General features: G+C 70.3%; 18 protein-coding genes. 11 read left to right on the top strand and 7 right to left on the bottom strand.

Annotation, left to right across the window (positions count from 1 at the left end; all coding sequences use genetic code 11):
* Positions 1 to 47: 47 nt before the first annotated feature.
* Entirely contained in the window at positions 48 to 287 is a 240-nt protein-coding gene (locus ABT114_RS38705; RefSeq protein WP_351148447.1) for a hypothetical protein, read from the top strand.
* A 6-nt stretch (positions 288 to 293) separates the two neighbouring features.
* Here ABT114_RS38705 and ABT114_RS38700 read toward each other — a convergent pair whose 3' ends face one another.
* Positions 294 to 983, bottom strand: coding sequence for a 4'-phosphopantetheinyl transferase family protein (locus tag ABT114_RS38700; RefSeq protein WP_351148444.1), 690 nt, complete (start codon positions 981 to 983; stop codon positions 294 to 296).
* Positions 980 to 1,840, bottom strand: coding sequence for a metallophosphoesterase family protein (locus ABT114_RS38695; protein ID WP_351148441.1), 861 nt, complete (start codon positions 1,838 to 1,840; stop codon positions 980 to 982). The genes ABT114_RS38700 and ABT114_RS38695 overlap by 4 nt, the downstream gene beginning before the upstream one ends.
* A 334-nt stretch (positions 1,841 to 2,174) precedes the next feature.
* Between ABT114_RS38695 and ABT114_RS38690 the strand changes: the two genes are divergently transcribed.
* Together ABT114_RS38690 and ABT114_RS38685 are read left to right on the top strand one after the other, a co-directional pair.
* The gene (locus ABT114_RS38690; RefSeq protein ID WP_351148438.1) at positions 2,175 to 3,329 is read left to right on the top strand and encodes an ATP-grasp domain-containing protein; all 1,155 of its coding nucleotides are present in this window, start codon (positions 2,175 to 2,177) and stop codon (positions 3,327 to 3,329) included.
* Positions 3,330 to 3,493: 164 nt separating this feature from the next.
* On the top strand, positions 3,494 to 5,182 hold the full coding sequence (locus tag ABT114_RS38685; protein ID WP_351148435.1) for a carbohydrate binding domain-containing protein: 1,689 nt from the start codon (positions 3,494 to 3,496) through the stop codon (positions 5,180 to 5,182).
* 231 nt (positions 5,183 to 5,413) lie between these two features.
* Here the strand turns inward: ABT114_RS38685 and ABT114_RS38680 are convergent, their stop codons facing one another.
* The 4 genes from ABT114_RS38680 to ABT114_RS38665 form a co-directional block, all read right to left on the bottom strand.
* The gene (locus ABT114_RS38680) at positions 5,414 to 6,664 is read right to left on the bottom strand and encodes an alpha-L-fucosidase (RefSeq protein ID WP_351148433.1); all 1,251 of its coding nucleotides are present in this window, start codon (positions 6,662 to 6,664) and stop codon (positions 5,414 to 5,416) included.
* 13 nt (positions 6,665 to 6,677) lie between these two features.
* On the bottom strand, positions 6,678 to 9,758 hold the full coding sequence (locus ABT114_RS38675; protein ID WP_351148432.1) for an alpha-mannosidase: 3,081 nt from the start codon (positions 9,756 to 9,758) through the stop codon (positions 6,678 to 6,680).
* A 96-nt stretch (positions 9,759 to 9,854) separates the two neighbouring features.
* Complete coding sequence (locus tag ABT114_RS38670) at positions 9,855 to 11,192, bottom strand: 6-phospho-beta-glucosidase (protein WP_351148430.1); 1,338 nt, start codon at positions 11,190 to 11,192, stop codon at positions 9,855 to 9,857.
* Positions 11,189 to 11,956 (bottom strand): DeoR/GlpR family DNA-binding transcription regulator, encoded by a 768-nt coding sequence (locus tag ABT114_RS38665; RefSeq protein WP_351148585.1) that lies wholly within the window; start codon positions 11,954 to 11,956, stop codon positions 11,189 to 11,191. Before ABT114_RS38665 ends, ABT114_RS38670 begins: the two co-directional genes overlap by 4 nt.
* Before the next feature lie 147 nt (positions 11,957 to 12,103).
* On the opposite strand from ABT114_RS38665, the gene ABT114_RS38660 reads away from it, so the two are divergent.
* The 8 genes from ABT114_RS38660 to ABT114_RS38625 all read left to right on the top strand — a co-directional run bounded on the left by ABT114_RS38660 (position 12,104) and on the right by ABT114_RS38625 (position 23,776).
* Positions 12,104 to 13,162, top strand: coding sequence for a carbohydrate kinase family protein (locus ABT114_RS38660; protein WP_351148428.1), 1,059 nt, complete (start codon positions 12,104 to 12,106; stop codon positions 13,160 to 13,162).
* A gap of 124 nt (positions 13,163 to 13,286) precedes the next feature.
* On the top strand, positions 13,287 to 14,573 hold the full coding sequence (locus tag ABT114_RS38655) for an ABC transporter substrate-binding protein (protein WP_351148426.1): 1,287 nt from the start codon (positions 13,287 to 13,289) through the stop codon (positions 14,571 to 14,573).
* A complete protein-coding gene (locus ABT114_RS38650; RefSeq protein ID WP_351148423.1) occupies positions 14,573 to 15,526 on the top strand; it encodes a carbohydrate ABC transporter permease in 954 nt (317 codons plus the stop codon). Before ABT114_RS38655 ends, ABT114_RS38650 begins: the two co-directional genes overlap by 1 nt.
* 13 nt (positions 15,527 to 15,539) lie before the next feature.
* On the top strand, positions 15,540 to 16,403 hold the full coding sequence (locus ABT114_RS38645; protein WP_351148420.1) for a carbohydrate ABC transporter permease: 864 nt from the start codon (positions 15,540 to 15,542) through the stop codon (positions 16,401 to 16,403).
* The gene (locus ABT114_RS38640; RefSeq protein WP_351148417.1) at positions 16,403 to 19,348 is read left to right on the top strand and encodes a glycoside hydrolase family 2 TIM barrel-domain containing protein; all 2,946 of its coding nucleotides are present in this window, start codon (positions 16,403 to 16,405) and stop codon (positions 19,346 to 19,348) included. The genes ABT114_RS38645 and ABT114_RS38640 overlap by 1 nt, the downstream gene beginning before the upstream one ends.
* A gap of 31 nt (positions 19,349 to 19,379) precedes the next feature.
* Entirely contained in the window at positions 19,380 to 21,221 is a 1,842-nt protein-coding gene (locus tag ABT114_RS38635) for a LamG-like jellyroll fold domain-containing protein (RefSeq protein WP_351148414.1), read from the top strand.
* Positions 21,222 to 21,251: 30 nt separating this feature from the next.
* Complete coding sequence (locus ABT114_RS38630; protein WP_351148412.1) at positions 21,252 to 22,919, top strand: PHP domain-containing protein; 1,668 nt, start codon at positions 21,252 to 21,254, stop codon at positions 22,917 to 22,919.
* 5 nt (positions 22,920 to 22,924) lie between these two features.
* Positions 22,925 to 23,776, top strand: a complete 852-nt coding sequence (locus ABT114_RS38625) for a hypothetical protein (RefSeq protein ID WP_351148409.1) — start codon at positions 22,925 to 22,927, stop codon at positions 23,774 to 23,776.
* A gap of 191 nt (positions 23,777 to 23,967) precedes the next feature.
* Here ABT114_RS38625 and ABT114_RS38620 read toward each other — a convergent pair whose 3' ends face one another.
* Complete coding sequence (locus ABT114_RS38620) at positions 23,968 to 24,423, bottom strand: MaoC family dehydratase (protein ID WP_351148407.1); 456 nt, start codon at positions 24,421 to 24,423, stop codon at positions 23,968 to 23,970.
* Between the last annotated feature and the right edge of the window lie 2 nt (positions 24,424 to 24,425).

The following is a 24,425-nucleotide window of genomic DNA, read 5'->3' as shown; positions in this document are numbered from 1 at the left end:
CGACGGGGCGCGGGAGATGACGACGCCGACGCGGGGAGAGCCGACCGATGCGTACTGCCGTAATGACCGACCGCGAGCGCACCGCCGTACAGGCCTATCTGCGGCTGCTGCACACCGTGCGGGCCGCCTTCGACGACGCGGGTGCCGGTCCGCCGGACGGCCGTCGTCCGGCCGTCGTCCCGCCCGGCGTGCTCGCCGAGGCGGAGCGGGCGCTGGCGGACGCGGGACTCGCGGGGAACGAGGAGGAGTTCTTCCGCCTGCTGCACACCTGGTGCCCTCAGCCGTGACGGTGCTCAGGCGTGCGGCACGGTGACGGCCGTGGCCACGAGCCCCCGCTGGGCGGTCCACAGGCCCTCGAAGCACCGCAGCCGGTGGCCGTCCAGCACGGGCCCGGGGACGAGGAGTTCGGCGCGCAGACTGCCGCGCAGCCGCTCGCCGGGGTGGACGCGGAGGTCGATGTCGGCCTCCGCGAAATCCAGCCACTGCCCGGTGAGGGGGAACCATGCCTTGTAGACGGACTCCTTGGCGCTGAACAGGAGCCGGTCCCAGTGGATCTCGGGGTGGTCCGCGGTCAGGCGGCGCAGCCGCTCCGCCTCCGTGGGCAGCGCCACCGCGGGCAGGACGCGGTCCGGCAGCGGCTGGTGGGGCTCGGCGTCGATGCCGAGGGAGGCCAGGTCGCCAGCGCGGACCAGGGCGGCGGCGCAGTAGCCGTCGCAGTGGGTCATGCTGCCGGTCAGCCCGGCCGGCCAGCGCGGCGCTCCGCGCTCGCCCGGCAGGATGGGCTGCGGCGGCACGCCGAGCTTCTCCATGGCGCGGCGGGCGCAGGAGCGTACGACGGCGAACTCGCGGCGGCGTTTGGCGACGGCCCGCGCCACGACGGCCGCCTCCTCGGGGTACAGCGCCGCCTCCTCGGACCCGTCCGTCCCTTCGTGCCCGTGCGCCTCCACGACGACCACCGACTGCGGCAGCAGCTCGTCGATCACCGGGCCACGACCTCCTCCGGCAGGATGCGGCGCAGCCGTCCCGGCGGCTGCGGGCGCCCCCGCCACTCACGGGGGTATCCCACGGACACCTCCTCGAAGCGGACGCCCTCGTGCCGGGTGGTCCGCGGGATGTGGAGATGGCCGTAGACCATGGTCGCGACGCGGAAGCGGCGGTGCCAGTCGGCGGTCAGCCGGGTTCCGCACCACATGGCGAACTCGGGGTGCCACAGGACGTCCGTGGGGTGGCGGTCCAGCGGGTAGTGGTTGACGAGGACCGTGGGCAGGTCGTCCGGGAGGGCGGCGAGCCTGCGCTCGGTCTCGGCGACCCGGGCCCGGCACCAGGCCTCGCGGGTCGGGTAGGGGTCGGGGTGCAGCAGGTACTCGTCGTTGCAGACGATGCCGGTGCCCTGCGCGTACGCCAGCCCGTCCTCCTTGGTCGTGCAGCCGGCCGGCAGGAAGGAGTAGTCGTACAGCAGGAACAGGGGTGCGACGGCGACGGGTCCGCCGGGACCGTCCCAGACGGGGTACGGGTCCTCGGGGGTGGTCACGCCCAGTTCGCGGCACACCTCGACGAGGTGCTCGTAGCGGGCGACTCCGCGCAGGGTGACCGGGTCCTTCGGGTGGGTCCACAGTTCGTGGTTGCCGGGGGCCCAGACGACCTTGCGGAAGCGGCTCGCGAGGGTCTTCAGGGCCCAGCGGATGTCGGAGACGGTCTCCGATACGTCGCCGGCCACGAGGAGCCAGTCGTCTTCGGAGTCGGGGCGCATCCGCTCGACGAGCACGCGGTTCTCCGCGTAGCCGATGTGCAGATCGCTGATGGCCAGCAGTTGTCCGGCACCGCCGGCCGTCGACGTCACCTCTCGCCTCCCGGTCGCCCACACCTACGTCCGCGCGTACGGCGGCACGTACGTCCGCACCTACGGCACCACGAGATCACATCCGTGTCCGGGGGACAAGAGCGGCCCGCGGCTGCCGGGAACTACAGGGGCATACCGGACCCGTCCTCCGGCTGGGCATGATCGGAAAATCCGTAACACGCACGTTGCACGCGGGGGCCCCGGCAAGCCGTATGATCGCCCCAACGCCACCGCCACGAATCCCTTCGCACAGGGCGGCTTGGTGTCCCTCCACTCCCCCTGCCCGGGCACGGGCTGCTCTGCCCTGCCCGAAATGCCCCGAAAGGCGGCCTGCATGCTCTCTCGCGTACGCGTCTGGCTCAACCGCACGTACGCGGAGAACGTGTTCTTCATGGATCAGCTACGGCGAAATCCCAGCGACCGCGCCGTCGAGATCCATGCCACGCACGGCGACGCGGACTCCCCCGTGCTGGCCGCCGCCGACACCGCCGACCTCGAGCCGGAGGGCCTGTCCCCGGCCGCCTACGTCGAGTACGCGCTGGACCAGTGCCAGCGCCGCAGCATCGACGTGTTCGTACCCCGGCTGCACCAGTCGGCGATCGTGGCGCACCGCGCCGACTTCGCGGCGGTGGGTACGGCGCTGCTGGCACCGACGCCCGAGGCCGTGGCCGTCTTCCACGACAAGGTGATCGCCTATGAGGCGGTCCAGGCGATCGGCGTGCCCGTGCCGCCGTGGTGGCGGGTCCGTACGGCGGACGAACTCCTGGCCGCCGTCGAGGAGTTGGAGGCCGCCGGGCACAAGGCATGCTTCAAGCCGGCCTCCGGGGCGGGCGGCGTGGGCTTCCGCATCGTCACACGCGCCCCCTTCTCGCTCGTTCACCTCAACGGGTTCCCGACCCCGTACGTGCCGCTCGACGTGGTCGAGGACGCGCTGCGGCGGGCCGAGGAGCCGGTCGACTGGCTGGTGATGCCGCGCCTGGAGCAGCCGGAGGTCTCCGTCGACTGCCTGACCGGCACCGACAACCGCGTTCGGCTGGCCGTGGGCCGCACCAAGAACGGCCGCCGCCGGGGCTTCACCCTCCACGAGCAGTGGCTGGAGCCGGCACGGCGGATCGCGGAGGGCTTCGGGCTGCACTACCTGTCCAACATCCAGTTCCGCATGTTCGGCGACCAGCCGGTCCTCATGGACGTCAACACCCGCCCGGCCGGGGGGCTGCACCAGCTGTCCCTGTGCGGCGTCAACGCGCCCTGGGCGGCCGTGCAGTTGGCGCTCGGCGAGGACCCGGGCGAGGTCGTGCCGCCGTTCCTCGGCCAGGACTACACGGTGGTGTCGGGCCCACGCCCGCTGCGGCAGGTGTCGCTGCCGCAGCAGCGGCTGGAGGAGACCGAGGCCCTGCTGCCGGCCGTCCCGGCCCAGGCGGTCGAGCAGGTCGGACGGGTCGAGCCCGTCAGCTCGGAAGCCGGAGCCGCGGCCACCGCCCCGGCGTAGACACAGACCTTCCCCCCCACCACATCTTCATACCGGTCTGGACCAATCATGGCTCAGCATCTTGACACCATGATTGGTCCATACCAACTTGGTTGCGCACCTCTCTGCACTCCCTCCGCACATCTGTGCACTCCCGAACACCCCCATTCCTCCAGGGAGATCACGTGCGCACCACACTTCTCGTACGTTCCAGACGTCGCCTTCTCGCCCTGCTCGGCTCCGTGGCGCTCGCCGTCACCGGAGCCATCGCCCTCCCGGGCACCGCACAGGCGGCCAACATCCTGACCAACCCCGGCTTCGAGTCGGGCGCCCTCTCCCCCTGGTCCTGCACCGGCAACCTCGGCTCGATCGTCTCCTCCCCCGTGCACGGCGGCTCCAAGGCCCTTGCGGGTGCGGTGAGTTCGAGCGACAACGCCCAGTGCAGCCAGACCGTCTCCGTCCAGCCGAACACGGCGTACACGCTGAGCGGCTGGGTGCGCGGCAGCTACGTCTACCTCGGCGTGGACGGCGGCGCCTCCACCTGGACGACGTCGCCATCGGCGTACAGCCAGCTGTCCGTGTCCTTCACGACCGGCGCCGCCCAGACGAGCGCGACGATCTACGTACACGGCTGGTACGCGCAGGGCACCTACTACGCCGACGACATCAGCCTGGACGGACCGGGCGGCGGTGGCAGCGGCGACACCCAGGCACCGACCGCCCCGACCAGCCTGACGTCCACCGGCAAGACCTCCTCCAGCGTGTCCCTGTCCTGGGGCGCCTCGACCGACAACACCGGTGTCACGGCGTACGACGTGTACAGCGGCTCCAGTCAGGTGCTGAGCGTCTCCGGGACGACCGCCACGGTCAGCGGACTCTCCTCCAGCACCTCGTACACCTTCACCGTCAAGGCACGGGACGCGGCCGGGAACACCTCCGCGGCCTCCAACTCCGTGACTGTCACCACCGACGCGGGCAGCAGCGGCGGCACCGGCTTCAAACAGGCCGCGCCCTACCTCTACCTCGGCTGGGGCGACCCGCCGAGCGCGACCTCGGTGATGAGCGCGACCGGGATCAAGTGGTACACGATGGCGTTCATGCTGGACTCCGGCGGCTGCAACCCCGCCTGGGACAGCAGCCGGCCGCTGACCGGCGGCACCGACCAGACCGTCATCAACCAGATCCGCTCCGCCGGCGGTGACATCGTCCCCTCGTTCGGCGGCTGGCAGGGCAGCAAGCTCGGCGCCAACTGCTCCTCCGCGAGCGCGCTCGCGGCGGCCCTGCAGAAGGTGATCGACGCCTACTCCCTCAAGGCGATCGACATGGACATCGAGAACTCGGACGAGTTCGAGAACGAGGCCGTGCAGGCGAAGATCCTCACCGCGCTGAAGACCGTCAAGGCGAACAACCCCGGCCTGAAGACGATCGTCACCTTCGGCACCTCGACCACCGGCCCGACCTACTACGGCAACCGCCTCATCGAACAGGCCCAGTCGCTGAACGCCGACATCGACGTCTTCACGATCATGCCGTTCGACTTCGGCGGCGGCTCCGACATGTACGGGAACACCGTCAACGCCACTGAGGGGTTGAAGACCAAGCTGAAGTCCACCTTCGGGTGGGACGACGCCACGGCCTACGCCCACATCGGCATCTCCGGCATGAACGGCCTGTCCGACCAGCAGGAGAACACCACCCCGGCGATCTGGACCCAGATCCGCGACTGGGCCAACTCCCACCACATCGCCCGACTCGCCTACTGGTCGGTCAACCGCGACCGGCCGTGCGCGGGCGGAGGCGTGGTCAGCAACTGCTCCGGCATCAGCCAGACCAACTGGCAGTTCACGTCCATCACGGCCGGCTTCACCGGCTGAGCAACGCCAACTCCGAACCCGAAACCGAACCCGAAACCGAGAAGTCCCCCCGGTTCCTTGAGCCGGGGGGACTTTTTTCTGCCCGGGGTGTATCAGGGAGCGGGCCGCGGGCTCTTAAGAGTGAAAGACAACGGGGGAACACGGGGGTACGGGGGAAACACGGGGGAACGGGGACTCGGGTCGGTCGGCCGCTGTCACGGGGGGCGACCGGCCGACCCGAAGAGGGAAACCTCAGAAGCGACCCGATCCGCGGTACAGCTCCAGCTCCCCGTCCAGTTCGACGGCGAGCACGGTGGCGTGCGGGTCGAGGTCCGCCGCTGCGGGCGGCTCGATCCAGAGCACACCAGGGGTCTCGTGCAGGCCGCCGGTGATCCGGTGGGCGAGCTCGGTCCCGCTGCCGAGCACCGTGACCCGCCGCACCGAGCCGAGCAGGCCACGTACGTTGATCTCCGCCCGTGGGGCGTCGAAGAGGATCAGATACAGCGTGCGCCGGTCCGCCGCCAGGGTGCTCGGGCCGTAGTGGTGGCCCGCGGGCAGCCCGCGGCCGGTCCCGTACACGGCGTCCGCATGTTTGGCGATCCAGTCGCCGAGCCCTTCCAGCCGCTCGGCCTGTTCGGCCGGGATCGTGCCGTCCTCCCGCGGTCCGACGCTGAGCAGTAGATTCCCACCGCCGCCGATCGTCTCGGCGAAGTAGCGGATCAGCTGGTCGACCGACTTGTGGTTGTGGTCGTGATGCTGATGACCCCACGAGTCGTTGATCGTCAGGCACAGCTCCCAGGGACCCTCGGGCGGGACGACGGGGGCGCCCTGTTCGGGGGTCGCGTAGTCGCCCTCGCTGAGCATGCGGGCGTTGAAGACGACGTCCGGCACCTCGGAGCGGATGAGCGCGGCAAGCTCCGGAATGCGCCACTGCTCCTCGCTGCGGTCCCACTCGCCGTCGAACCACATCAGGTCGGGCCGGTAGCGGGAGGTGAGCTCGCGGATCTGGCCGTCCCGGTAGGCGATGAACCGCTCCCAGGCGTCCAGGTCCTCGCACTCGGCCGCGACCTCGGAGTACCGGTTGTCCTCCAGCTCCGGCGGGCGGCCGGGCTTGCGTGTGGAGGCGTAGTCGGGGTGGCTCCAGTCCGAGTGCGAGTAGTAGAGGCCGACCTTGATGCCCTGCTCGCGCAGGGCGTCGGCGTAGCCGGAGATCAGGTCCCGGCCCACGTTCAGGTCACCGTGGGCGGTGTCCCACAGGGCGACCCCGTCGTGGTGGCGGCTGGTGAGCACCGCGTACCGGGCACCCGCGCGGGCGAAGAGGGCGGCCCACTCGCTGGGGTCGTAACGGGCGGCGGTGAAGCGGTCGAACTGGGACATGTACTGGTCGTACGGGACGATGTCGTCGTAGAACGACCAGGACTCCTGGACGCCGTCGACGGCGTAGATGCCCCAGTGGATGAAGATCCCCAACTTGGCGTCGGTGAACCAGGGGTGCATGGGCACGGCTGCCGCCCTCCTATCGGCCCGCGTCGGCGCGCTGGAGACGAAGGGTCAGGATCTGGAAGGGCCGCAGCTCGACCGGGACCCCGCCGTCACCGTCGGTGGCGGCTTCCTCCAGCGGTCGCTCCAGCAGGTCGGTGACCTGGGCGCCGGCGAGCGGGAAGCCGGCGCGCAGGGTGCCCTGGGCACGGCCGCCGCGGGACTCGTAGAGACGTACGACCACGTCACCGGACGCGTCGTCGGCGAGCTTGACCGCCTCGACGGTCACGCCCTCGCCGTCTCCGTCTCCGTCTCCGTCGACGGAGACGACCGGCTGTGGCGCGCCCGCCGAATCCGCCACCCGCAGCGGGAGGTTGAGGGCGTAGCCCTCAGCGACCGCGTCCTCGATGCTCGCGCCGGGCAGCAGCGAGTACGTGAAGCGGTGGCGGCCCTGGTCGGCCTCGGGGTCCGGGACGCGCGGGGCGCGGACCAGGCTGAGGCGGACGGTGGTCGTCGTACCGCCGTCCTCGCGAACCGTGCGGGTCACGTCATGGCCGTACGTCGAGTCGTTGATGACGGCGACGCCGTAGCCGGGCTCGCCTATGTGCACCCAGCGGTGGCCGTACACCTCGAAGCGGGCGGCCTCCCAGCTGGTGTTGGTGTGGGTCGGGCGCTGGACGTGGCCGAACTGGATCTCGGCGGAGGAGTGGGGCGCCCGGATGTCCACCGGGAAGGCCGCCTTGAGGATCTTCTCGGCCTCGTGCCAGTCGATGTCGGTCTCGATGTCGATACGGGGGCTGCCGGCCCGGACGGTGATCGTCTGGGTGATCTTCGAGCCCTTGCCGAAGCTCCGCTCCACGCGGATCGCGCCGAGGAGCGGGTCCTCTTCGACGACCGTGACGGAGTCGGCGTCCAGCAGGTCCGTGTACCTGTTCTTGTAATGCTTGTCGATGTCCCAGGCGTCCCAGTAGTTCGGGAGGTCGGTGTGCAGGCGGAGCAGGTTGCCCCTGTCTGCGAGGACTTCGCGCTTCGCCCGTAGATCGTATACAGAAGACAGTGTGCCGTCTTCTGTCACCTCCACACGGACCAGACCGTTGTCGAGAACACGGCCGGCGACCGTCACGGGCTGCGGGGGCTCGGCGCCGGCGAGGGGCGCGCTGCCGCTCGCGGGTACCTCCACGTACACCGGCACGCCCTCGGCCGTGCGGACCACCTCGGCGCGGTCGTACGGGCTCGTGTTGAACACGCGCGCCCCGCCGGCGCCACCACCCAGCGCGGCGACCGCCTCGGCCGTCAGCACCTCCAGCTCCTCGGCCACGCGGGCGTACTCGGCCTCCGCCTCCCGGTGCACCCAGGCGATGGACGACCCCGGCAGGATGTCGTGGAACTGGTGGAGCAGGACCGTCTTCCACAGCCGGTCCAGCTCCTCGTACGGGTACACGTACCCCGTCGCGTGCAGCGCGGCGGTCGTCGCCCACAACTCGGCCTCGCGCAGCTTGTGTTCGCTGCGCCGGTTGCCCTGCTTGGTACGGGCCTGGGAGGTGTAGGTGGCGCGGTGCAGCTCCAGGTAGAGCTCGCCGACCCAGACGGGGGCGTCGGGGTACTCCGCGCGGGCCGCCTCGAAGAACTTGTCGGGGTGTTCGACGACGACCTTCGCCGAGCCCTCCAGGTCGGCGAGCCTGCGCGCCCGTTCCATGATCTCGCGGGTGGGTCCGCCGCCGCCGTCGCCCCAGCCGAACGGGGCCAGCGAGCGCGTACCGCGGCCCTTCTCCTCGTAGTTGCGGACCGTGCGGGCCATCTCCACGCCGCTGAAGCGGGCGTTGTAGGTGTCGATCGGCGGGAAGTGGGTGAAGATGCGGGTGCCGTCGATACCCTCCCACCAGAAGGTGTGGTGGGGCAGCTTGTTGGTCTGGTTCCAGGACAGCTTCTGGGTCAGGAACCACTCGTTGCCGGCGAGCTTGGCGAGCTGCGGGTAGGCCGCGTTGTAGCCGAAGGAGTCCGGCAGCCAGACCCCCTTGGTCTCGATGCCGAAGTGCTCGATGAAGAACCGCTTGCCGTGGATGAACTGGCGGGCGACGGCCTCGCCGCCGGGCAGGTTGCCGTCGGCCTCGACCCACATGCCGCCGACCGGCGCCCACTGGCCCTTCTTCACCGACTCCTGGATCCGGGCCCAGACGTGCGGGTAGTTGTCGCGCACCCACTCGTACTGCTGGGCCTGCGAGCACGCGAAGATGAAGTCGTCATACTCGTCGGCGAGCGCGGTGACGTTGGAGAAGGTGCGTGACGTCTTGCGCTTGGTCTCGCGGATCGGCCACAGCCAGGCGGAGTCGATGTGCGCGTGGCCGACGCCGGAGACGGTGTGGGCGCTGGCGTGCGCGGGCTTGGACAGGGCCGGCTTCAGCGCGGCGCGGACGGCGGGCGCCGAGCCGGAGATGTCGTCCAGGTCGAGCAGGTCCAGGGCGCGGTCGAGGGTATGCATGATCTCGTGGCGGCGCGGGTCGTGCTCGCCGAGTTCCAGCATCAGTTCGCGCAGTACCTGGATGTCGAGGTCGAGGTGGAAGACCTCCTCGTCGAGGACGGCGATGTCGGCGCGGCGGAAGGTGTAGAGGGGCTTGTCGCCGGCGGTCAGGACGTCGCCGAGCGGGGTCGGGGCGGCGAAGTCGCCTGCCAGGATGTCCGGGTTGGAGGCCGCCTCGACGAGGTAGTGGATCTCCTCGCCGCCGGTCGCCGGGTTGGCGATCGGGACGTACTGGTTGAGCGGGTTGACCGCCTTCAGGGGCATCCCGTCCGTCCGGTGGACCAGGGCCTCGGCCTGGTTGCCGGGCCAGTCGCCCACGAAGCCGAGGTCGATGACCGCCTCCACGCGCCGGCCGGCGAAGGCAGCGGGCACCTGCCCGCGCATGCGGAACCAGGTCGTACCCCAGGGCGGCCCCCACGGGGTGTCCATGACGAAGGGCTCGTACGGCGCGGCGGCGGCCTCCTCGAACGGGACCGGCTCCCCCGGCGCCTGCCAGGCCTCGACCTCGAAGGGGACGGTGGCGGCGTAGATCGCGGGCTTGATGCGCTGGTTGTGGACGCGCTCTACGCGCTCCTCGATCCGGCGGCGTTCGTCGTGCATGGGAAGTCTCCAGGAAACAGCGGGAGGCCAGAAGGCAGGGAGTCCAGACGGCAGGGAGGCAGACGGCAGGGAGGCAGACGGAGGGAAAGCGCTTACTCAAGCAAGGTACGCCAAGCCCGGATGCACCGCGGCGTAGCCCTCCACCAGCCTGCGGGCCACGTTCACGGAGTCGACGAGCGGGTGCAGCGCGAAGGCCTTGACCGCCGTCGCACGGGAGCCGGACTCGGCCGCCGACAGCACCTCGCGCTCTACGCCCTTGACCGCGCACACCAGGCCGGTGGCGTGCTCGGGCAGCGGGGCGACGGCGACGGGGTGCGCGCCGTTGGCGTCGACCAGGCACGGCACCTCGATGACGGCGTCCGCGTCCAGGACGGAGAGGGTGCCTTGGTTACGCACGTTGAGGATCAGGGTGGTGCGTTCGTCGCGGGCGATGGCCCGCATCAGGGCGAGGGCCACCTTCTCGTAGCCGCCGGACAGGTCGTCGGCCTCGCGCTCGCCGGCGCCCGCCGTCTCGCGGTTCTCCGCCATGTACGTGGCCTCGCGCTCGGCGCGGGTGCGGTCCCAAGCCTGAAGCGCCGAGGCGCCGACGCGCCCGGCCTCCTCGTAGAAGCGGGCCTGCTGGTCGCGCAGGAAGGCGCCGCGGGTCTTCTCCGCCTGCTGGTAGGCGCGTACGGCTTCCCGGTTGAAGTAGTAGTAGTGCAGGTATTCGTTGGGGATCGCGCCCAGGGACTGGAGCCAGTCGACACCGAAGAGCTTGCCCTCCTCGAAGGAGCCGAGCAGTTCGGGGTCGGCGAGCAGGCGTGGGAGTTCGTCGCGGCCCGCGACGCGCAGGCCGCGCACCCAGCCGAGGTGGTTGAGGCCGACGTAGTCGATCCAGGCCTCACCCGGGTTCGCGCCGAGCACACGGGCGATACGGCGGCCGAGGCCGACCGGGGAGTCGCAGATGCCGATGACACGGTCGCCGAGGTGGCGGGACATGGCCTCGGTGACCAGGCCCGCGGGGTTGGTGAAGTTGATGACCCAGGCGTCGGGGGCCAGGCGGGCCACCCGTCGGGCGATGTCGACGGCGACGGGAACCGTCCGTAGACCGTATGCGATCCCTCCCGCGCCGACCGTCTCCTGGCCCAGCACACCCTCCGCGAGCGCCACCCGCTCGTCGTTCGCTCGCCCCTCCAGGCCGCCGACGCGGATCGCGGAGAACACGAAGTCGGCGCCGCGCAGGGCCTCGTCGAGGTCGGTCGTCACCGTCACGCGGGGGGCGTCGGATACGGTCGACGCCTGTTCAGCCAGCACACGGGCGACTGCATACAGTCGACTGTCGTCCAGATCATGCAGAACGACCTCCGTCACCCGCCCCTCACCGCGGTCCGCCAGCAGCGCCCCGTACACCAGCGGCACCCGGAATCCGCCGCCGCCCAAAATCGTCAGCTTCACGCTGCTCCCGCCTCTCCTGCCAGGAACACCCGCACCCCCGCCTCCTCCAGGGAGGACCGGGTCACCGCGTCCACCGGCGCGTTGGTCACCACCACATCCAGGTCCTCAGGACCGCAGACCTTCGCCATGCCCGTACCCGGGAACTTCGCCGCGTCGGCGAGCAGCACGACCTTGTCACTGGCCTTGATCATGGCCCGCTTGACCGGCACCTCGACGACCGTCGTGTCCATCACCTGCCCGCCGGGCCGCACTCCGCTGGTGCCGAGGAAGAGCCAGTCGGCGTGCAGCTGGCGCAGGTTGTCCTCGGTGAGGAAGCCGACCAGGGAGCGGTACTCGCGGCGGACCATGCCGCCGAGCAGCACCAGCTCGATGCCCTCGTCGTCGGCGAGCTCCTCGTAGACCACCAGGTTGCTGGTGATCACGGTGAGCCGGCGGCCGTGCAGCTGCCGGGCCAGCCGGAAGGCGGTGGTACCGATGTCGAGCAGCACCGACTGGCCGTCCGCGACCATCGCCGCCGCGCGCGCCGCTATGGCGTCCTTCTCGGCCACGCGCACCTCGGCGACCTCGGCGAAGGGCTGGTCGCCCTCGTCGACGACGGCGCCGCCGTGCACGCGGGTGAGCAGGCCCTCTTCCTCCAGTTTGAGCAGGTCACGTCGGACGGTGGCGGGGCTTACACCGAGCTGTTCGGAGAGATCCGTCACGGCCGCGGGACCGCCGGAGCGCAGGGCCCGCAGGATGAGTTGATGTCGTCGTTCTGCCAGCACGGCCTGAACACTACTCGTCATCTTCAATCATTTCTATGCTCAGTTCTGCTCAGGCATTGACCAATGTCGCCGAGCAGCGCACGATTCCGGTCACCGAATTGAAGAGTTTTGACGACCTCCTGCACGTGTCGACGAGAGGAAGCGCGCGTGGACGACGACCGGCCCGATGTGCTGCTGACCGGGCTGCTCTTCTACGACCTCGTCCTCACGGGTCTGGGCGGGCCGCCGACGCCGGGCGAGGAGATCTGGACGGCCGGAATGGGCTGCGGCCCGGGCGGCATCGCCAACCTGGCGGTGGCCGCGTCCCGGTTCGGTCTGAAGACCTCCCTGGCCACCGTCTTCGGGGACGACTTCTACGGCGCGTACTGCCAGGAGGTCCTGGCCGGGCAGGAGGGCGTCGACCTGTCCCTCTCCCGCAGGGCGGACGGCTGGCCCACCCCCGTCACCGTCGCCCTTGCGCTCCCCGCGGCGCTCGGCTCCGCCCGAGCAGGGGGGACCCCCGTCCACGACCGGGCCCTCGTCACCCACGGCCAGGAACCCCCGTACTCGCAGGATGCGCTGATGGGCGACCCGCCCGAGGCGCGCACGGCTCTCGTGCACATCGAGGCCGAGCCGAGCGAGTGGCTCGCCAAGGCGGCCGCGAACGGCACGCTGATCTACGCCGACGTCGGCTGGGACCCCACCCAGCAGTGGTCCACCGATCTCCTCGGCCAGCTCTCCCTGTGCCACGCCTTCCTCCCCAACGAGGCGGAGGCGATGGCCTACACCCGCACCGACAGCACGATCGCGGCCCTCGGCGCGCTCGCCGAACTGGTCCCGGTGGCCGTCGTCACGCGCGGCGGGGACGGCGCGGTCGCCGTCGACCAGACGACGGGCGAGTTCGCCGAGGTCCCGGCCCTCGACATCGATGTCCTGGACGCGACGGGCGCCGGTGACGTCTTCGGCGCGAGCTTCGTCGCCGCCTCGCTCGGCGGCTGGCCGCTGGAGGAACGGCTGCGGTTCGCCGTACTCGCCGCGGGGCTGTCCGTGGGGCACCACGGCGGGGCACTGGCGGCACCCGGCTGGTACGGCGTCGACCGCTGGTGGCGCTCGGTCGACGACCCGGAACTGCTGCGGGCGTACGGCTTCCTCGACGACCGCATCCCCGCGGACCCCGGCCCACCCGTCCGGTACGCCCCCGTGACCCCACCCGCACGTCCGTACTGACCGGCCCCTGGTACGACCCACCCGCACGTCCGTATTGACCGACCCCTGGTACGACCCACCCGCACGTCACGTGCTGACCCCTCGTATGCGAAGTCCCGAACAGATCCGAAAGGCGGTGGGAGCTGTGCGGCTCTCACGAAGAGGCCTGCTCCGCGCGGGCCTGGGCGGTACAGCCGCCACGGCACTCGGCGGCCTGGCAACCGGCTGTGCCGTTCCGACCGGTTCGACCGGCCGGAACATGGTCCTGTGGTACTGGGACGGCGGCCTCGGTGACACCGTCGTCAAGAAGACCGAGGCCCGCTACGACTCCACGGTGGACCTCCAGGCCATCAAGATCGGCGGCTACTACCGCTCCAAGCTGATCACCACGATGACCGGGCGGGCCCGCATCCCCGACATCGCGGGCCTCAAGGGCGAGGACATGGCGTCCTACCTGCCCAACTCCGACCAGTTCGTGGACCTGCGCACGCTGGGGGCGGACAAGTACAAGAGCCAGTACCTGGCGTGGAAGTGGGAGCAGGGCACCGCCGACGACGGCTCGATGATCGCCTTCCCGATCGACTGCGGCCCCGTCGCGCACCTCTACCAGTACGAGGTGTTCCGCAAGGCGGGGCTGCCGTACGAACCGGACGACGTGACCAAGGAGCTGAACACCTGGGAGAAGTACTTCGCCGCGGGCGCGCAGCTGAAGAAGCGCCTCCCCGGGACCTTCCTGCTCACCGACATCAACGGCGTCTTCGACAACGTGGTGAACCAGGGCACCAAGCGGTACGTCGACAAGGACCGCCACTTCATCGGCGACCAGGAACACGTGCGGGACGCCTGGGCGCTGTCCCTGGAGGCCAAGCGGCAGGGGCTCCTCTCGTCTCTCGTCACCGGCACCCCGGACCAGATCTCGGCCACGGTGGACGGCAAACTGCCCAGCCAGCTGGGCGCCTCCTGGGCGACGTACGACCTCAAGAGCGGCATGGCGAAGACCAAGGGCAAGTGGCGGATCGCCCAGATGCCCGTGCGGCCGGCCAACAACGGCGGATCGTTCCTGTCGATCACCAAGGCGTGCCGGGAGCCGGAGCGGGCCTTCGAGATCATCACCTGGATGATGAACGCCGCCAACCAGGCGCAGGGTTACATCGACGCGGGCCTCTTCCCCTCCACGCCCGCCGCCTACGACCTGAAGCAACTGCGCGCCCCGGACCCCTTCTTCGGCGGCCAGATCACGACGGACATCTTCGGGCCCGCCGCGCAGAGGATCGCGGTCGCCTACAACAGCCCGTACGACATCGCGCTCGGGCAGCCCATCAAGGACGAGATCAAGAACGTCGGCGTCCTCGGCAAGGACCCGAAGAAGGCCTGGAGCGACGCCATGAGCAAGTGCCGTCGCATCGCGAAGCACCTGGGGGTGAGCTACTGATGGCCGTCATCGAGCAGACCCCGCCCGCCGTGACGCGGACCTCCACGGTCCGGCCGAAGAAGGGCCTGCGCAAGTACTGGCACCTGTACGCCGCGATCTCCCCCTTCTACCTCCTCTTCCTCGGCTTCGGCCTGATCCCCGTCGGCTTCTCGCTCTGGGTCTCCTTTCACCGCTGGGACGGCCTCGGCTCGATGGAGTGGGCGGGCCTCTCTCAGTACCGGTACCTGCTGAGCGACAGCGACTTCTGGAGCTCGGTCGGGAACACGATCGTCATCTGGGCGCTGGCCACCTTCCCCATGATCTTCCTGGCGATGGTGACGGCCGTACTGCTCAACTCCGCGGTCCGCTTCAAGAACGTCTACCGCGTCGCCTACTTCCTGCCGAACGTCACCTCGGTCGTCGCGATCGCCATCATCTTCGGGTCGGTCTTCTCCACCAACTTCGGCCTGGTGAACGGCCTGTTGCAGGCGGTGGGTCTGGATCAGGTGGCGTGGCTGAACACACCGTGGGGCATCAAGGTCGCCGTCGCGACACTGATGACCTGGCAGTGGACCGGCTACAACGCGATCATCTTCCTCGCCGGGCTGCAGACCATCCCGGGCGAGCTGTACGAGGCGGCCCGCATGGACGGTGCCGGTCCCGTGCAGACCTTCTTCCGGATCACCCTGCCGATGATGCGCCCGGTGCTGCTGTTCGTGCTCGTCATCTCGACGGTGACCGGTCTGCAGAGCTTCTCCGAACCGCAGGTGCTGCTGCAGACCAACACCAACGACTCGCCGTTCTCGGGCGGTCCGGGACACGCGGGCCGCACGATGGTCCTCTACTTCTTCCAGCAGACCTTCGACAACAACGACTTCGGCTACGGCGCTGCCGTGGCCTGGGGCATCTTCCTCGTCGTCATCATCTTCTCGATCATCAACTGGCGCCTGGTGCAGCGCCGGGGCGAAGACTAGGGGGCCGGTCACCATGGCATCCGTCCAAGGATCACGCCGGCCCAGGGCCGTCCGGGGCACCCGGAGCCGGGGCATCGCGCTGCACGCCGTACTCGTCATCGGTCTGCTGCTGTCGGCCTTCCCGTTCTACTGGGCGATCATCATGTCGACCCACACGACGTCGGAGATCTTCTCCTACCCGCCGAAGCTGCTGCCGAGCTCGCACTTCCTCGAGAACGCCCGCCACCTCTTCGACAACATCGACTTCTTCGGCTCGATGTTCAACTCGCTGCTGGTGGCGTGCTCGGTGACCTTCCTGGTCCTGTTCTTCGACTCGCTGGCGGCCTTCGTCTTCGCCAAGTTCGACTTCCCCGGCCGCCGGGTGCTCTTCGCGCTGCTGATGGTCATCTTCATGGTGCCGGCGCAGCTGTCGGCCATCCCGCAGTTCGTGATCATGGCGAAGCTCGGCTGGGTCGGTTCGATGACCGCGCTGATCGTGCCGGCGGCGGCCAACGCGTTCGGTATCTTCTGGATGCGCCAGTACATGCAGAGCGCCATCCACGACGAACTCCTCGACGCCTCGCGGATCGACGGGGCGAACTTCCTGCGCCAGTACTGGCACGTGGCCCTCCCGGTGGTCCGGCCGGGCCTCGCCTTCCTCGGCATCTTCACCTTCATGGGCACCTGGAACGACTACGCCTGGCCCCTGATCGTCCTCACCGACCCGGACAACGTCACCCTCCAGGTCGCGCTGTCCCAGCTCAACGGAACCCACGGAACCACCGACTACGGAATGGTCATGACCGGCGCACTTCTCGCCCTCATACCCCTGCTGATCGTCTTCGCGATCGGCGCCAGGCAGATCATCGGCGATCTCGGCAAGGGAGCCATCCGCTGATGGCAGACCCGCTGCTCGCGCTCCGCCCCTGGGAGGCACCCGAGGTGACCTCCTGGGGGCGGCTGCCGATGAACGCCGTCGGCCGGCGCTCCGGAGCCCTCTGTCTCGACGGTGACTGGCGCTTCCAGCTGCTGCCCGCTCCGGACGCTCCGGTCGGCGCTGCCTGGTCGTCGGCGTACGTCCCCGGCGTATGGACCATGCAGACCATTCAGGACACTGACGACCGTCCGCAGTACACGAACGTCCGTATGCCGTTTGCGGAATTCCCTCCCCAGTCGCCCGCGGCCAATCCGACGGGTGTCTACGAGCGCGAGGTGGACGTCCCGCACGACTGGGCCGGACGCCGGATCGTGCTCCATGTCGGAGCCGCCGAGAGCGTGCTGCTGGTGCACGTGGACGGGCGGCCCGTCGGGATCTCCAAAGACTCCCATCTGGCCGCAGAGTTCGACCTCACGGGTGTGGTGCGTCCCGGCGAGCGGTCCGTCGTGCGGCTGACGGTCGTGAAATGGTCGGACGCCTCGCACATCGAGGACCAGGACCAGTGGTGGCACGGCGGCGTCACGCGGTCGGTGCTGTGGTACGCGACGGATCCCCTGCACCTCGCCGACGTGACCGTGCGGGCGGGGCGCCACGGCGACCTGCGGGTCGACTGCCGCGTGCGGGACTCGGGCGGTGCGCTGCCCGAAGGGTGGTACGTCAGCGGCGAGCTGGACGGTCAACCACTCACGCGGGACACGGAGTTGGACCGGATCAACGCCGAGGACGAGCGGGTCTCCGGCTTCCTCGGCGAGGCACGGCTGCTGACCACCGTCGCGGACGTGCGCACCTGGAACGCGGAGACGCCCGAGCTGTACGACCTGACCGTCCGGCTGCACCGCGCCGACGGAACGGTCGCCGACACCTCGTACCACCGCATCGGCTTCCGCGACGTCGAGATCGTCGGCCGGGACCTGCTGGTCAACGGCGAGCGCGTCTACATCCGGGGCGTCAACCGGCACGATTTCCATCCGCTGACGGGGCGGACGGTGTCGTACGACGACATGCGCGCGGACCTGAGCCTGCTGAAGCGTTTCGGCTTCAACGCGGTCCGCACCGCGCACTACCCGAACGACCCGGCGCTGTACGACCTCGCCGACGAGCTCGGCCTGTACGTCGTCGACGAGGCGGACATCGAGTCCCACGACCACGCCCACGAGATCGCCGACGACCCGCGCTACCTCGGCGCGTTCGTGGACCGGGTCTCGCGGATGGTGCTGCGGGACAAGAACCACCCGTCGGTCATCATCTGGTCGCTGGGCAACGAGTCCGACTACGGCGCGAACCACGACGCGGCGGCGGGCTGGGTGCGCCGGCACGATCCCACGCGGCCTCTCCAGTACGAGGGTGCCGCCAAGCTCGACTGGGGGGCGACCGACGACGCCTCCGACATCGCCTGTCCCATGTACGCGCCGCTGGAGGACTGCGTGGCGCATGCCCTGTCGGGCGAGCAGACCAAGCCGCTCATCCAGTGCGAGTACTCGCACGCCATGGGCAACAGCAACGGCACGCTCGCCGACCACTGGGCCGCCATCGAGGCCACCCCAGGACTTCAGGGCGGCTTCATCTGGGAGTTCTGGGACCACGGCATCCTCCAGCGTGTGAACGACGGAAGACCGGCCGGGCGTGGGGGCGCCAGGCTGTACGAGAGCGGTGTCGCCGCGCCCGGCCACCGCTGGGCGTACGGCGGCGACTTCGGCGAGCCGATCCACGACGGCGCCTTCATCGCCGACGGGGTCGTCTTCCCCGACCGCACGCCCAAACCCGTGATGTACGAGCACCGGGAGATCGCGGCGCCGGTACGGCTGGAGCCGTTCCGGCACGAGGGGCTCGTCGTCTCCAACCACCAGCATTTCCGGGGCCTGGAGTGGCTGGCCGCCGAGTGGGAGCTGTCCCTCGCCGACGGCGGCACACTGCGGGCGCCCGCGGAACTGCCCGACCTGCGCCCGGGCGAGACAGCGGCTGTGCCGCTGCCGTTCGCGCTGCCGCGGGACGGGGGCGAGGCCTGGCTGACGCTGCGCGTGACGACGGCGGACGACCAGCCGTGGGCGCCGCGCGGCACGGAGGTGTGCGCGCCGCAGGTACGGCTGCGCGCGGCCCCGGTACCGGCGGACGTGCCCGTGGCGGAGGTGACCGTGCCGGGCCGCCGCGTCGAGGTCGACGCCGACGGGCTCCTGGTCCACCCGCTGCTCACGGCCGCTCCCACGCTGTCGCTGTGGCGGGCGCCGACCGACAACGACGCACTGGGCGGCATCGCGCTGCGCTGGCGGGCCTGGGGGCTCGACGCGCTCGTCCGCGAGGTCGTCTCCGTACGGCGCGAGGAGGGCCGGGTGAGCGTCCTCGCCGAGTACGCCGGCTCGGTCGGCGTGGTCCGCCACCGGCAGGTGTTCACTCCGGTCGAGGGCGGGATCCGGGTCGACGAGGAGGCCGAACTGCCGGACGAGTTCGATGACGTGGCGCGGGTCGGCACGGTGTTCGAGACGGTGGCGGGGCTCGATCTGCTGGAGTGGTTCGGACAGGGGCCCTGGGAGTCGTACCCGGACCGCAGCGCGGGCGCTCCCGTCGGCCACCACTCGGTCCCCGTCGACTCGTTGTTCACCCCCTACCTGCGTCCGCAGGAGAGCGGCGGCCGGCACGGTGTACGGCGCTTCACGCTGTCCGCGCCGGACGGCACCGGACTCGCGGTCGCGCTGGACGAGCCGCGCCAGGTCTCCGTCACCCGCTACCGCGCCGAGGATCTGACCGCCGCCGCGCACCACGACGAACTGGTGCCGCGCCCCGGCTGCGTGGTGCACATCGACGCGGCGCACCGGGGGCTCGGTACGGCCTCCTGCGGCCCCGACACCTTCCCCTCCTACCTCGTCGCACCGGGCGTCCACCGCTGGAGCTGGACCCTGCGCACTCTCTGAATCCCCGACTGTCCTCTCTCACGGAGCACACGTGTGTACTTCGCATGCCCACGACCACGGCGAGGCCGCGCAGGCCTGCGCCGGACGACGTAGCTTTCTGAGAGCCACGGCGCTTCTCGGTGCCGCCGCCACGGCCGGGGTCGCGCTGCCGACGATCGCCGAGGCCGCGCCGTCGGGCCGCCGGCGGCCCGACCCGGACAGCCGGCGCTTCACGCTGGCCGTGATGCCGGACACGCAGTACCTCTTCGACCGGCCGAGCATCGACAGGGCGCCGGTCGAGGCATCGCTGCGCTACCTCCTGGAGCACGGCGAGGACGAGAACATCGTCTTCCTGTCCCATCTCGGGGACCTCACGCAGAACGGCGCCGAGGCCGAGGTCGCCGCGATCGGCGAGGCGTTCGGGATGCTCGACCGGCGGGACGTCGGTTACAGCGTCCTCACCGGGAACCACGACGTGCGGTCGTCGACCGACGACCAGCGTGGTCCGACGCCCTACCTGGACGTCTTCGGGCCGGACCGCTTCAAGGGCAGGTCCACCTACGGCGGCGCCTCCCCGGACGGCTACAACACGTACCACCTGTTCCGGGCCGCCGGCCGGGAGTGGCTGGTGCTGGCGCTGGACTGGCGGCTTTCGGCGCAGGGGTACGCGTGGGCGGAGGAGGTCCTGGCCCGGCATCCGAAGGCGCCGGTCGTCCTCACCACGCACGAACTGGTCGCCGAGGACGACTCGCTGTCCACGTACGGGCAGCAGCTGTGGGACCGGCTGATCGAGGACCACGACCAGATCTTCCTCACCCTCAACGGTCACTACTGGCCCGCCGCCCGTGCAACGCGCACAAACGCGGCGGGGAACGACGTTCATCTGCACCTGACGAACTACCAGAACCGTTACTTCGGCGGTGCGGCGATGATCCGCCTCTACCGTTTCGACCTGGACCGGAACGTCATCGACGTCGAAACGGTCTCCCCGTGGATCCTGGGCCGGGCCGCGAAGGGGCTCAACGAGCTGGAGCGGCAGGAGATCGAGCTGAGCGGTGACGCGGACCGCTTCTCGGTCGGGATCGACTTCGCCGAGCGTTTCGCCGGTTTCGCTCCGGTGCCCGCCCGTGCGGCGCGGCCCGCGTCCCGGGTGCTCGTCCCCGGCACGGTCGCCTACTGGCGCTTCGACGGCCACGACGACGCCACCGCCGTCTCCGGCACGGTCCGTGACCTGTCCGGCCACGGCAACGACCTCACTCCGGTGACCGTGGGCGGCGGTTCGCTGACCTGGTCGTCGGACCACCACCCGGACCAGCCCGGCCACGGCAGCCTGGAGTTCCAGGGTTTCAAGTCACCGCTGAAGGGCGGCTACCTGCGCACGGTCGACGGCGCCCCGCTCAACTCGGCCACCTTCGACTCCGGTTACACCATCGAGGCCTTCTACCGCCTCCCCGCCGACTGGGACCCCGCCCACCACGCCTGGTCCGGCATCGTCGGCCGCACCGGCACGGGCGGGGCCGCCGGGAAGACCGCCGACGACCCGGACGAACCGCTGGCCACGCTGTCCCTGTCGAACGACCGGGAGCCGCAGTGGGCGATGCGCCCGCTCAACCAGGACGGCATCGCCACCAACTGGGGCCAGGAGACACCACTGGAGACCTGGTGGCACCTCGCCGTCGTCAACGACGGCAGGCACACCACGCTGTACGTCGAGGGCTGCCCGGTCGTCCGCAATCCGACGGCGGCCGCCGTGGGGATCACCTCTGTCGGGATGCCGTGGCTGCTCGGCGGCTACGAGTACGCGGGACGGATCGACCAGATCCTGCACGGCCGGCTGGGCGACGTCCGCATCGTCGAACGGGCACTGCCCGCCACGTCGTTCATGAACCACTGACCCGTCACTTCAGGTTCCCCGAGGATCACCATGACCGAGCAGCAACTGCCCTCCTGGGCCGACCCGTCCGTCTCCCCCGCCTTCCTGGACGCACAGGGTGTCTCCCGCCGCCAACTCCTGCGCCGCGCGGGACTGTTCGGCGCCACCTTCGCCCTCGGGTCGGCGGCGGCGCCCGCGGTCGCCGCGGAGCGCGGGTTCGGCGGCGAGGACCCGCACCTCGCCTATCTCGTGGGCGACCACCACATCCACTCCGTCTACAGCCACGACGCGAAGTACACGTTCTCCCAACTGGCCGCCGCGGGCGCGAAGTACGGCCTCGACTGGATGGTGTTCACCGAGCACTCCAACTTCGGACACGCCGAGTACGGGGCCCCGCTGGAGCACGACGAGATCCTGCGGGCCCGGGCCGAGAACCCCCGCCAGCTGATCTTCCAGGGCCTGGAGTGGTACATCCCGGCCGCCGAGCACTGCACGGTCTTCGCCGCGCCGGGCCCGCACGAGGTGGACCTGCTCACCCGGTTCGAGAGCGCCTACGACGGCAAGCTGCTCGGCTACACGGAGGGTGCGGCCGGTGCCGCGGACACCGCCCGCAACGAGGCCCACGCGGTCAAGGCGATCCAGTGGCTGGCCGAACAGCGCCGCACCGGCTACGTCGACGACGTACTGGTCCTCGCCAACCACCCGATGCGCCTGGGCATCGACACCCCGCACGAGATGCGCAACTGGCGGGACGCGGCCCCCGAGATCATGATCGGCATGGAGGGTGCGCCGGGCGCCCAGGGCGCGGCCGTCCCCGGCTGGCGCGGTGCGACGTCGATCCGCGGCGAGTACGAGAACAAGCCGTCCGCACAGTCGTGGGCGGGCTATCCGGCGGCCGCGTATCTGACGTACGGCGGTTTCGACTGGGCGACCGCGACGGTCGGCGGCCTGTGGGACTCGATGCTGGCCGAGGGCAGGCTGTTCAGTATCACCTCGAACTCCGACGCCCACCGGATCGTCTTCGACACCTGGAAGAACGGTGACTGGCCGGCCGGACAGAACTTCGACAACACCGGTAAGCTGCCCGACCCGGTCGACACCGACAGCCCGCAGCCGGGCAGCGACTTCTGGCCGGGCCAGTTCAGCCGCACCCACGTCGGCGTCACCCGCTACGGCTACCGCTCGGTCATGGCGGCCCTGCGCGCGGGCCGGGTCTGGCTCGACCACGGGCACCTGCTGGACGGGCTCGACGTCCGGCTGAAGCGGGACCGCGACCACGGCCGGGGCGTCACGCTGGGCGGCCGGCTGCGGGTCCACAAGGGCGAGAAGCTCACGCTGAACGTGACGGTGACGACCGCGTCCAGGCCCAACCCCCAGGGAATCCTGCCCGAGTTGGCGCACGTGGACGTGATCCGGGGCGCGGTGCGCGGCGCGGTGTCCGACCGTGACGCGTGGCGGGCGCCGGACACCAGGGTCGTACGGACCGAGGACGTGGCCGGCCGCAAGGGGACGTACACCCTGCGCATTCCGTTGACCGCGGGTGACGAGTCCTTCTACGTCCGGCTGCGCGGCAGCGACGGCAACCGGCACGGCGCCGGCCACCTCGGCGCGTCGGTCGACCCGAACGGGCCGATCCCGCACGAGCCCGGAAACGGTGACCCGTGGGCCGATACGTGGTTCTATGCCAACCCCATCTTCGTCGACGTAGCGGGAGCCTGACCCTGATGAAGCGCCATATCCTCGTCGCCTCCTTCTTATTGGGTGCGTTCACGCTCGGCACCGGCCCCGCGCTCGCCGCCGGTGAGCCGCACTGGGCGCAGACCGGCACGGCGTACACGGACACGCTGGGCGGCGGCCAGGGGCTCGCGAGCCGGGCCGACGGCTCACTGCTGCACCGCGGTCTGGCCTCCATCCCCCTCGACCTGCGGATCAAGGGCTGGAACCACGTCGGCGACCCGGACGTCGCGCGCGGCTACACCTTCGACGCCTACCAGGGCGCCGACACGGCCACGTCGAAGATGTTCGCGGTCACCACGCCGGCCGGGAAGCGCCACGAGTACGTCCACCAGCTCGACCCGGGCGAGAAGGTGAACAACTCCTTCGCGACCGTCTCACCCGACGGGCAGTGGCTGGTGTCGGGCGAGTGGGGCGACCAGGACAGACTCCAGGTCTTCCCCGCTCCCCTGCTCAACCCGTCCACGCCGCCGACCGGAGGCGCGCTGCAGGCGGCCGGGCAGATCACCCTGGACAAGCCGGTGCGCGACATCCAGGGCTGCGACTTCGTCACCGGCACCCGCCTGGTGTGCGCCTCCGACGACGCCTCGGGCACGCTGTTCCCCGAGTCGCGCCCCGTCCTCCAGGTCGACCTGCCGCACCAGCTGGACGGCCGGCCGGTGACCGGCTCGGTGAAGAGCCTCTTCGCCCTGCCGCAGCGCAGCCTGTGCACGGACGGCACGTTCGAGGCGGAGGGCGTGGATTACGACGTGAACAGCGGCACACTGCGCGCCGAGATGATCCCGCCGGGGGTGTGCGCGCTCGCGACAACCGTGTACGCGTACCGCCAGGTCACGGACTGACGGCCGCCGTCGCGCAGCCGACGATCCTTGGCCAGGGCCCCGGCACGCAAGAGTGCCCGAGTCGTCAGGAGGACGCGCGGTGGGGGGCCGAGTTCCTCCGGGCGCAGCTGATTCCGGCTGCGCCCGGCCGTGGATGACTCTGCGTGGCCGACCCCATCAACCGGGCGCGTGAACCGTCACGCCTGGAACCGTCAGGCGTAGAACCGCGACAGACTCTGCAGCACCGCCGCCGGCTTGGGGGCGCCCTCGATCTCGATCGTGCCGTCGACGGTGATCTGGACTCCGCCCGGCACGTCCTCGACCTCCGCCAGCTTCCCGATGAGGCGGATCCGGGAGCCGACCTTCACCGGGGAGGGGAAACGCACCTTGTTCAGGCCGTAGTTGACCTTCGTGGTGACCCCCTGGACGTCCAGCAGTTCGGTGAACAGGGGGATGAAGAGGGAGAGGGTGAGGTAGCCGTGGGCGATGGGGGCGCCGAACGGGCCTTCCTTCGCGCGCTCGGGATCGACATGGATCCACTGGTGGTCGCCCGTCGCGTCGGCGAAGGTGTCGATGCGTTCCTGGGTGACGTCGATCCACTCGCTGGTGCCGAGTTCGCTGCCGGCCAGCTTCTTGAGTTCGTCGAGGCCGTTGACGGTGATGCTCATAA

Origin of the sequence: Streptomyces sp. NPDC002088 (genome assembly GCF_040296605.1) — a bacterium.
Lineage (GTDB): Bacteria > Actinomycetota > Actinomycetes > Streptomycetales > Streptomycetaceae > Streptomyces.
Note: the sequence above shows the minus strand (reverse complement) of the source record. Positions and strands in the feature narration are given on the sequence as shown.